The 8524-nt window shown below is 42.4% G+C and carries 12 protein-coding genes and 1 tRNA gene; all 13 read left to right on the top strand.

Annotated features, from left to right (window positions below; all coding sequences use genetic code 11):
- A partial coding sequence (locus tag WEIDD23_RS02375; protein ID WP_062358721.1) for an aldo/keto reductase occupies positions 1 to 815 on the top strand: 815 nt, incomplete at its 5' end.
- Between the two features lie 17 nt (positions 816 to 832).
- The gene (locus WEIDD23_RS02370) at positions 833 to 1156 is read left to right on the top strand and encodes a carboxymuconolactone decarboxylase family protein (protein WP_010373806.1); all 324 of its coding nucleotides are present in this window, start codon (positions 833 to 835) and stop codon (positions 1154 to 1156) included.
- On the top strand, positions 1156 to 1563 hold the full coding sequence (locus tag WEIDD23_RS02365; protein WP_010373805.1) for a cupin domain-containing protein: 408 nt from the start codon (positions 1156 to 1158) through the stop codon (positions 1561 to 1563). The genes WEIDD23_RS02370 and WEIDD23_RS02365 overlap by 1 nt, the downstream gene beginning before the upstream one ends.
- Before the next feature lie 93 nt (positions 1564 to 1656).
- A complete protein-coding gene (locus tag WEIDD23_RS02360; RefSeq protein WP_010373804.1) occupies positions 1657 to 2109 on the top strand; it encodes a MarR family winged helix-turn-helix transcriptional regulator in 453 nt (150 codons plus the stop codon).
- Between the two features lie 17 nt (positions 2110 to 2126).
- Positions 2127 to 2654 (top strand): GNAT family N-acetyltransferase, encoded by a 528-nt coding sequence (locus WEIDD23_RS02355; RefSeq protein ID WP_010373803.1) that lies wholly within the window; start codon positions 2127 to 2129, stop codon positions 2652 to 2654.
- A gap of 36 nt (positions 2655 to 2690) precedes the next feature.
- Positions 2691 to 3851 (top strand): DUF2075 domain-containing protein, encoded by a 1161-nt coding sequence (locus WEIDD23_RS02350; protein WP_010373802.1) that lies wholly within the window; start codon positions 2691 to 2693, stop codon positions 3849 to 3851.
- Between the two features lie 67 nt (positions 3852 to 3918).
- Complete coding sequence (locus tag WEIDD23_RS02345; RefSeq protein WP_242865396.1) at positions 3919 to 4224, top strand: type II toxin-antitoxin system death-on-curing family toxin; 306 nt, start codon at positions 3919 to 3921, stop codon at positions 4222 to 4224.
- A 204-nt stretch (positions 4225 to 4428) separates the two neighbouring features.
- Complete coding sequence (locus tag WEIDD23_RS02340) at positions 4429 to 5322, top strand: cation diffusion facilitator family transporter (protein WP_010373797.1); 894 nt, start codon at positions 4429 to 4431, stop codon at positions 5320 to 5322.
- A 15-nt stretch (positions 5323 to 5337) separates the two neighbouring features.
- Positions 5338 to 5646 carry an ArsR/SmtB family transcription factor gene (locus WEIDD23_RS02335; protein WP_010373795.1) on the top strand — a complete coding sequence of 103 codons (309 nt, stop codon included), beginning with the start codon at positions 5338 to 5340 and terminating at the stop codon, positions 5644 to 5646.
- A 106-nt stretch (positions 5647 to 5752) separates the two neighbouring features.
- Positions 5753 to 6187, top strand: a complete 435-nt coding sequence (locus WEIDD23_RS02330) for an iron chaperone (protein ID WP_010373793.1) — start codon at positions 5753 to 5755, stop codon at positions 6185 to 6187.
- A gap of 192 nt (positions 6188 to 6379) precedes the next feature.
- Positions 6380 to 7111, top strand: coding sequence for a DUF975 family protein (locus WEIDD23_RS02325; protein ID WP_010373791.1), 732 nt, complete (start codon positions 6380 to 6382; stop codon positions 7109 to 7111).
- An 8-nt stretch (positions 7112 to 7119) separates the two neighbouring features.
- Positions 7120 to 7884: a CPBP family intramembrane glutamic endopeptidase gene (locus WEIDD23_RS02320; RefSeq protein WP_010373789.1), complete on the top strand. Its 765-nt coding sequence runs from the start codon at positions 7120 to 7122 to the stop codon at positions 7882 to 7884.
- 131 nt (positions 7885 to 8015) lie between these two features.
- Positions 8016 to 8088, top strand: a tRNA-Arg gene (locus WEIDD23_RS02315).
- Positions 8089 to 8524 lie beyond the last annotated feature (436 nt).

Raw genomic sequence — 8524 nt, 5'->3', positions numbered from 1 at the left:
TTGGGTTTGGCACGTGGATGATTACTGATAATGATGACGCAGCCCTAGCTGTTAAAACGGCGATTCAAGTGGGCTACCGGCATATTGATACGGCTGAAGCCTATGAAAATGAAGTTGGTGTCGGTCATGGCGTCCGTGACAGTGGCGTGCGACGGGAAGATATTTTCGTGACAACCAAACTAGTCGGTGAAATCAAGGACTATGATGATGCGGTGGCTGCCATTGACCAATCATTGGCTGATTTAGGGTTGAACTATATCGATATGATGATTATTCATTCACCAAAGCCTTGGGTTGATTTCCAAAAAGAGGACCGTTTCTTTGCCGGTAATCTGGCTGCTTGGCGTGCACTGGAAGAGGCCGTTGATGCTGGTAAGATTCGAACAATCGGTGTCTCAAACTTTGATGAAGTTGACTTGCAGAACATTCTTGATAACGGACGCATTAAGCCTGCTGTAGATCAAGTTTTGGCGCACATCGGCAATGTGCCATTTGGTCTCTTTGATTATGCCAAGCAACACGATATTCAAATTGAAGCCTATTCGCCATTTGGTCACGGTGAAATGCTGAAGAATCCGAACTTGCAACAAATTGCTGATAAGTATGGTGTATCGGTACCACAATTGGGGATTCGCTACTTGTTGCAATTGGATGCCTTGCCTTTGCCAAAGACGCTGTCTGAAGACCACATGCGTCATAACGCAACAGTCGACTTTACCATTAGTGATGATGATATGGCGCTGTTAAAGCAGGTTACGTTTAATGATTATGGTGAATTTAGTGGCTTCCCAGTTTTCGGGGGCACGTTAGATTAAGAACGGAGATGAGTGATATGGCAGAGAAGGTAACTGCAGGTCATGACGCGTTGGGCGCGTTTGCACCTAAGTTTGCAGAATTAAATGACGAGGTCCTGTTTGGCCAGGTTTGGTCACGCGAGACGGAACTTTCAGCTCGTGATCGGTCGTTTGCAACGATTACCGCACTGATTGCGACAGGGGCGTTTGAACAATTGCCCTTCCACATGCAGAAAGCTAAAGAGAATGGTCTGACTGTTGATGAAGTAGCTGAAATTATTACCCACTTGGCATTCTACGTTGGTTGGCCTAAAGCCTGGTCAGCATTTAATATCGCAAAAGAAGTTTACGGGGTGGCATAATGGCGAATTTTCCAGAAATTAAAACGGGTACAATCTTTTCAGCGGGTGTTCTAAATCCCTATGGCGAATTTTTTGTCGGGGACACGTATTTGACCAATTTGGTGACGTCGCCGGATGAAAAGATTGGGATTGGTTCAGTGTCGTTTGAACCAGGATCACGAAACAATTGGCACATTCACCATGATGGCTATCAGATTTTATTGGTGACCGCCGGTGAAGGGTGGTATCAAGAAGAAGGACAACCTGCTCAGTCACTGACAAAGGGTGATACTATCGTGACACGTGATGGTGTGAAGCATTGGCACGGTGCCAAGAAAGATAGTTGGTTTGAGCACATTGCAATTACGGCTGGAACGCCAGAATGGCTTGAGCCAGTTTCAGATGCGGACTATGATGCACTAGTTTAATAAACACTATAAAAGCGGTAATCGATTTGACGATTACCGCTTTTTGTTGCAAATGCAACAAAAAGGTTATAGACTATACGTGAGGACGGAAATATGACAGCTAACTTAAGAGAAATTGGCATGATTGCGCGTGCCCTAGATTCGATAAGCAATGTGGAATTTAAAGAATTTAATTTAACCAAAGGACAATATTTGTACTTAGTGCGAATTGTTGAACAGCCTGATATTATCCAAGAGGCGTTGTCAGATTTGATTATGGTCGACCGCACAACCGTGTCGCGGGCAGTTAAGAAATTAATTACCGATGGATTAGTCGAGAAACGTGATAATCCCGATAATTTGAAAATTAAACATCTTCGGGCAACAGAGAAGGGGCGCGCCATTTACCAGGTGATTAAACGTGAAAATGATTACTCGGAAGCTGTGGCGTTACAAGGCTTTTCCGATGCGGAGGTGCAACAATTGAACGCCATGTTGACGCGGATGCGTGAAAATGTCGCAGCCGATTGGAACGCTGTAAAAAAAGGACAACACCGTAACTATTAAAGACGAGGAGATTAAGGATGAGTATGACATTACGTCGATTGACAACCAAGGATTTGGACACACTACGGGATATTTCAATTGAAACATTTTCAGATACGTTTGGTGCGCAAAATACGGCCGAAAACATGCGTGATTACCTGGCAGCGGCGTATACACCAGAGAAACTAGCAGCTGAATTAGCCGATCCAGCATCAATGTTTTATTTTGTCTTAGTGGATGAAAAAATTGCAGGGTATCTCAAGCTAAATGTGGATGACGCGCAATCAGAAAAAATGGGCGAGGATGCGCTTGAAGTTGAGCGTATTTATGTACGCCGAAGTTTCCAACGGCAAGGCCTCGGCCGTGTGTTTATCGGTGAAGCCGAGCGACTAGCTAAGTCACTAGATAAGCACGAAATTTGGCTTGGGGTCTGGGAACACAACCCGAATGCCATCGCATTCTATGAGAAGATGGGCTTCACGTTAACGGGTGAGGCGCATGATTTCTATATGGGGACTGACCAACAAACGGATGTGTTAATGATGAAAAATTTGGTATCGAAATAGCACAAGGACTACTTACGTTGTATAATGTCTTTTATTATGAATAAAATTTTAAAAGAACAATTTTTCGTTGATAATCTTTCAGCGGAGCAAGAAGCTGTTATTTCTAATATGAATGCCTACATTGGTGATGGCTTGAAGCAAAATGATCACCGTGTTGCAATTATTCAAGGTGCAGCCGGCACTGGTAAGTCAGTTGTTTTAATGAACTTAGTTACCAAGTATATGACGGACAAGCGGTACAAGACGGCGTTGGTTGTGAACCACCCGGAGTTGTTTAAAGCCTACAAGGATTTGGCCGTTGATATTCCAGGCATGCGTGATAAGGATATTACGCGTCCGACACCGTTGATTAACAATGCGCAAAAGCGTAACTGGCAATACGATGTCATTTTCGTTGATGAGGCCCACTTATTGCTTTCAAAGCCTGAACCTTACATGCACTACAATGGTGAAAACCAATTGGCAGATTTGATGTCATTGGCCAAGGTCGTTGTCGTTGTTTACGATTTTGCGCAAGTGTTCCAGTCAAAGATGTACTGGGACAAGGACTTGTTGTTTAAGACGATTGGTAACAACCCATATCACCAATTTGACATGGACTTCCAATATCGAATGGTAGCGAGCCAGGAACAAGTTGACTGGTTGGATGATTTGACGGCTGAAAAGCCTTTGAAGCCATTTCCATATAATTCTGAGTTTGAATTTAAGGTCTTCGATAAGGCTGGCGATTTGTACGAAGCAATTAAGGAAAAGAATAAGGAGTTCGGTCAAAGTCGCGTGGTCGCCACGTCTGGCTTCCCACGAATTGATGGTCGTCACAACGTCGAGATGGATACCTTTAACTTGCCTTGGGATGAATGGGATCCACAGCGTACCCACTGGGCTAAGCGGGAAGGGTCAATTACTCAGGTCGGAACGATTTATACGTTGCAAGGATTTGATTTGAATTATGTGGGGATGATTATTGGTCCTTCATTTGGTTATGATCCAAAGACTGATAGCGTGACAATTATTCCAGAAAAATATTCTCACAAGGAAATTTTCAAGAAGCGACAAGATCGTAAGTTTACGGAAGATGAATTCAAGGCGTTTATCGCAAACGTGTTGAACGTCTTAATCAAGCGCGGTAAGTACGGTTTGTACTTGACAGCATACGATGACGCATTGCGCGCGCGCTTGTTGGAACTTCAAAAATAAGTAATGAAACATGACGTTTGGTATTAATGCCCAAGCGTCATTTTTTATAGAAAATGGTGGATGATCCATGAGTCAGGTAAAGTATTTAACAGCTGCTGAGGTGTTGCATCTAAATGAAACGGCAATTGCAACCCTCGGTGGTGGTAATGCAGGTGTGCAGTCGCCACGAGCGTTTGATGTTGTGATTACGCAACCACAGCAAATTGTGTTCGGACAGGAAATGTACCCAACAATTTGGCTGAAAGCGGCCTACATGATGCAACAAATTGTCAAAACACCAGTATTTGTGGATGGTAGCAAGCGAACGGCCATGCTGGTTGTGCAAACCTTTCTGACTGCCAATGGCTATGACCCCACGCCAGATTTTTTTTGAAGATGTACAGGCGTTTACGATTGAAGTGACACAAACAGCGAATACTGAAGTAGTCATGGCGACGATTGCCGACTGGTTGGCTAGTGTATTTACTGAAAGATAAGCATAGGCCAGAAAATGACAGGTATCATTTGAACTCTACTTTTTAATATGCCATAATTGGCATATACCATAAGTGACATATTGGAAACGGAGGGGATGAAGATGGCACACACGCATCATCATGAAATTGAACAGAATAATCAGACGCCGTATTTGATCGGTATTGGACTAAATTTGGCTTTTATCATTGGGGAAATGATTTTCGCAAAATTGGCCGGTTCGACAGCCTTGTTTGCGGACGCACTGCACAGTGTGAGTGACGTCGCGTCGTTAATTTTGTCTTGGCTAGCAGTATTAGTTTTTGGGTTGAAAGCAACACGTCGACGGACATACGGCTTTCATAACACGACCATTCTTGCCAGTGCGATCAATGCCATTTTGCTATTAATTGCCGTTGGAATTATCTGGTTTGAAGCCATTGATAAATTAATAAATGGTAAGGCACATGTTGACGGCGACATCGTGATTTGGGTGGCGTTAGTTGGGATTTTAGTTAATTTCCTGGCAGCACATTTCTTTGCCAAAAGTGGTCAGCAAGAACATGATTTGAACGCACGTGGCGCTTATATTCACTTGTTGGCCGATGCCGGCGTTTCGGTCGGCGTCGTGATTTCAGGTGTATTGATTGCCCTGACTGGTTGGAACTGGATTGACCCGTTGGTGTCAGCCTTAATTGGGATTGTGATTGTGGTCAGTTCATGGGATGTATTTAAGCAGTCGCTGAATTTGCTACTCAATGGGGTCCCAGCGGGGATTGATGAGGCGGGTATCGCGGACTACTTGGCAAACCATGCGGCCGTAAAGTCAGTCCATGATCTTCATATTTGGGGGATTTCGACGACTGAGGCGGCGTTAACAGCGCACTTAGCCGTTACACCGACATTTAACGATGCTGACCTTGATGATATTACGGAAACGCTGAAACATGAGTTTGGCATTGCCCACACAACGATTCAGGCAGAAACGCACTTAGAAGTTAACTGCAACACAATTTAAAGGTTGGGTGATAAGATGGCACAGGAACAAGCGCTATTACAGGCGGTTGCCGGCTTTTACAAAGTTTTAGGTAATGAGAGCCGATTAGCGATTTTGCATTATATGGTGATGCACCCAGGCCCCGTTTATGTGAGTGAATTGGTTGCGCAAACTGGAATTGCGCAACCGACGGTGTCGAAACATTTGGCAATTTTGTATCAGAATCACGTGGTGACGCGCGAAACGTCAGGTAATCGGGTCTATTATGAAATTTATGATCAGCACCTGAAACAAACCCTGGAAGCGACGTTTACTCACTTAGAGCATATGGACATTTCAAATTAGATGGATATGGCGACCAGCTTTGTTTGGTTGCCATATTTTTTGCTGTCATGCCAGTGGCATTTTGCTATACTTAGGCCAAGAAAGTTTGAAAGAAAATGGTGAACAAATGGTTGAACAAAGCGGATTTTCAGATTTTGAAAAACAGGCGATGAAAGAACGAGCAGCTGAATTACGACGAGAACAGGCAAATAAGCGCAGTAAGAAAAATCCAGAGGCCGATTTGCTGGAGAAAATTGCTGAAATGCCGGATGATGAGGCGTTTATCGCGGCGAAATTGCATGACTTAGTGCGAGAGATTGCGCCAGAGTTGCAACCCAAAACATGGTACAGTATGCCAGCGTATGCAAATGCGGACGGTAAAGTAGTACTCTTTTTCCAACCGGCTACGAAATTTCAAAGCCGGTATAACACAATTGGGTTTAATGATGCTGCCCAATTGGATGATGGGGTGATGTGGCCAACGTCGTTTGCAGTAACGGCATGGCAGGAAGACGTAGCTGATCAAGTCAGTACATTAATTCAACGCGCAATGAAAAAATAAATAAAACATGAAAGCAACTGTCATTTTGACAGTTGCTTTTTTAAAACGGTATAGGTCATAAATAATTTTACATAACGCCACAAAAACACAATCGACTAATATTTCAATGAAATGGTATATTTTTGGTCAATTGTTCTTACTGAAAATAAATGGTAACGTATTTGTAATGTTTGGTTTTTGGAGGATTTATTTATGAGTAGAAATACGGATATTATTCGGGATAGTCGTGGCTTTTTAGCGATTAAGCGGGTGTTGCTGGTTGCCCTAATTGCGGTTGTTGGGGATCTTTTCTTTACTTTGGTTGGGGACGTCATTGATGATAAAATTGGTGAGTTCTATGGCGGTAGCCTGATTTTAGCTTTAGTTGCAACTATATTTGGGGCGGTAATGTTGGGTACACTTTACCAATTGATTATCTTTAATCGGTCTGAACGTGGCGTTTTCGATTACTTCAAAAATGGCCGGTTGCTTTGGGTATTAATAAAAATCAGTGTATTACAGGCGATTTTCACAATGTTGTGGAGCATATTACTCCTGATTCCGGGTATTGTGAAGGCCTACGCTTATACGCAAGCAATTCCTAAAGCTGTTGATGATTTTGAAAAAGGACGTCCATTGCAAGGTGCGTTGGCGTACATTGGTTGGTCTGATGATCAAATGAAGGGATATAAAGGACAACTCTTCATGTTAACTTTGACATGGTATGTAATCATGTTCGCTTTAATCATCTTGATTTACCTAGGGTATGTCGTCTTGACGCATCAATCAGTTGGTATTTACTTCACGGACAATACCTTCATCTCAGCTTATGGGTCAACGCTGATAACGATTATACCTTCGTTGATTGCGATACCAACGATTATTGTTCGTCAGACCGTCTTTTCACGTGACTTTATTCGTGAACAAGATGCACCAGTAAAGTAGGCTTTGTTATGACTAAAAATGAAAAAAGAGCGCTCATTACGGTACTCGGTTTGTTACTAGGTTACTTTGTTTTAGAGCATGGTATGATGCTGTTTCATGTGCCCAATTTTATTGATGCGATTGCGACGATTGCTTATGCCATCTTGACGTTGTTCATTATCGTACGCATTATGCGCCAATTGTTGCAACATGATATCGGTCTAAAATTTACGAAGTTTGCTAGTTGGGTGCCGTTGGTTTGCTATGTGATTATCGTTGCGCTAAGGTTAATTTTTGGTGCATCTAACATCGTACATTATCGCTTTGAACAAGCGGCGTCGCTAACATTACGAGCACTTGAAGCTGGTATTCTTGAAGAAGTAATTTTACGAGCCGGCATTTTCTATATTCTGCTACGTGTCTTACAAAAGCGTCAGAATGCACCGTTTCAGGCAGCAATTTATTCATCTGTCTTTTTTGGTTTATTACATTTAACAAATATGGCCTCTGGTCAAGATTTAACGTCCACACTGTCACAAGTATTGTTCGCAACGTGGGTTGGTCTAATCTTTACGGCAATTTATGCACGGACAGGCTCAATTTGGTACGGGATTATCTTGCACTTTGCGATTGACTTCAATAGCATGGCGCAGATGGGGACGACTGTGATGTCAGTTCCAGTTGAAGCAGTGGCCGCGCAAGGGGTTGTTTTAGTGATGGTACTGATCATCATGATATTTGGTGTTTTTCCAAACCGAAAAGTGGCACGTAATAGTAAGCTATTAGGTCAATAATTTTAAAAAGCCCGCATCTGAAGGTGTGGGTTTTTGCTTTCTTAAAAAAAATTCGATAAAAAAATCCTTTACAAACGGGAAGTGAATTGATATTATTAATTATGTTGTTGAGGCAACGAATTAAATGTTTTGGGCTTATATGCTAATTGGATAAACACCCCGGCTACGAACCGGGTATTGCAGGTTCGAGTCCTGCTAGGCCCATACAAGAAAGCACCGAGAGATGATTCTCCCGGTGCTTTTATTTTGCATTCGTGACTAGTTTTAGGACTATCATTTTTTGAGTTCGTTGTGAACGAGAGCCCCTAGTTATCCAGTTGATTATTTTTGGCAACATGGAATAATTCTGGTGCTCATCTATTAAACGATTTGAACAATGTACAAAACAATTAGCCAAGTTTTGGTCTGATTTATTTGTGCTCTCATTAAAAAAGATGGCTTAACTATACAGGGAGTGACCTTGTAAAAACTAATGGATACTGTGTACGAATTATGATATTAAAAAATGACATTGTACAGCGTAATTTTTGACATCATTACGTAAATGGCGTGCTTGTACTTTCTTTTTGGGTGTAGTCTTTTCTTTTAATTGTTTAAACGTTACCTTGTTAGGGGGAGAGGCTATGTTTTTGTTAAAAGG

It is taken from the genome of Weissella sp. DD23 (assembly GCF_001579105.1).
GTDB lineage: Bacteria > Bacillota > Bacilli > Lactobacillales > Lactobacillaceae > Weissella > Weissella cibaria.
The sequence above is the reverse complement of the archived record's forward strand: the minus strand, read 5'-3'. Positions and strand labels throughout refer to the sequence as shown.

Excerpts from the sequence above, each read along its gene's own strand:
- WEIDD23_RS02370 (WP_010373806.1), top strand. The coding sequence starts at position 833 with ATGGCAGAGAAGGTAACTGCAGGTCATGACGCGTTGGGCGCGTTTGCA.
- WEIDD23_RS02365 (WP_010373805.1), top strand. The coding sequence starts at position 1,156 with ATGGCGAATTTTCCAGAAATTAAAACGGGTACAATCTTTTCAGCGGGT.
- WEIDD23_RS02360 (WP_010373804.1), top strand. The coding sequence starts at position 1,657 with ATGACAGCTAACTTAAGAGAAATTGGCATGATTGCGCGTGCCCTAGAT.
- WEIDD23_RS02355 (WP_010373803.1), top strand. The coding sequence starts at position 2,127 with ATGAGTATGACATTACGTCGATTGACAACCAAGGATTTGGACACACTA.
- WEIDD23_RS02350 (WP_010373802.1), top strand. The coding sequence starts at position 2,691 with ATGAATAAAATTTTAAAAGAACAATTTTTCGTTGATAATCTTTCAGCG.
- WEIDD23_RS02345 (WP_242865396.1), top strand. The coding sequence starts at position 3,919 with ATGAGTCAGGTAAAGTATTTAACAGCTGCTGAGGTGTTGCATCTAAAT.
- WEIDD23_RS02340 (WP_010373797.1), top strand. The coding sequence starts at position 4,429 with ATGGCACACACGCATCATCATGAAATTGAACAGAATAATCAGACGCCG.
- WEIDD23_RS02335 (WP_010373795.1), top strand. The coding sequence starts at position 5,338 with ATGGCACAGGAACAAGCGCTATTACAGGCGGTTGCCGGCTTTTACAAA.
- WEIDD23_RS02330 (WP_010373793.1), top strand. The coding sequence starts at position 5,753 with ATGGTTGAACAAAGCGGATTTTCAGATTTTGAAAAACAGGCGATGAAA.
- WEIDD23_RS02325 (WP_010373791.1), top strand. The coding sequence starts at position 6,380 with ATGAGTAGAAATACGGATATTATTCGGGATAGTCGTGGCTTTTTAGCG.
- WEIDD23_RS02320 (WP_010373789.1), top strand. The coding sequence starts at position 7,120 with ATGACTAAAAATGAAAAAAGAGCGCTCATTACGGTACTCGGTTTGTTA.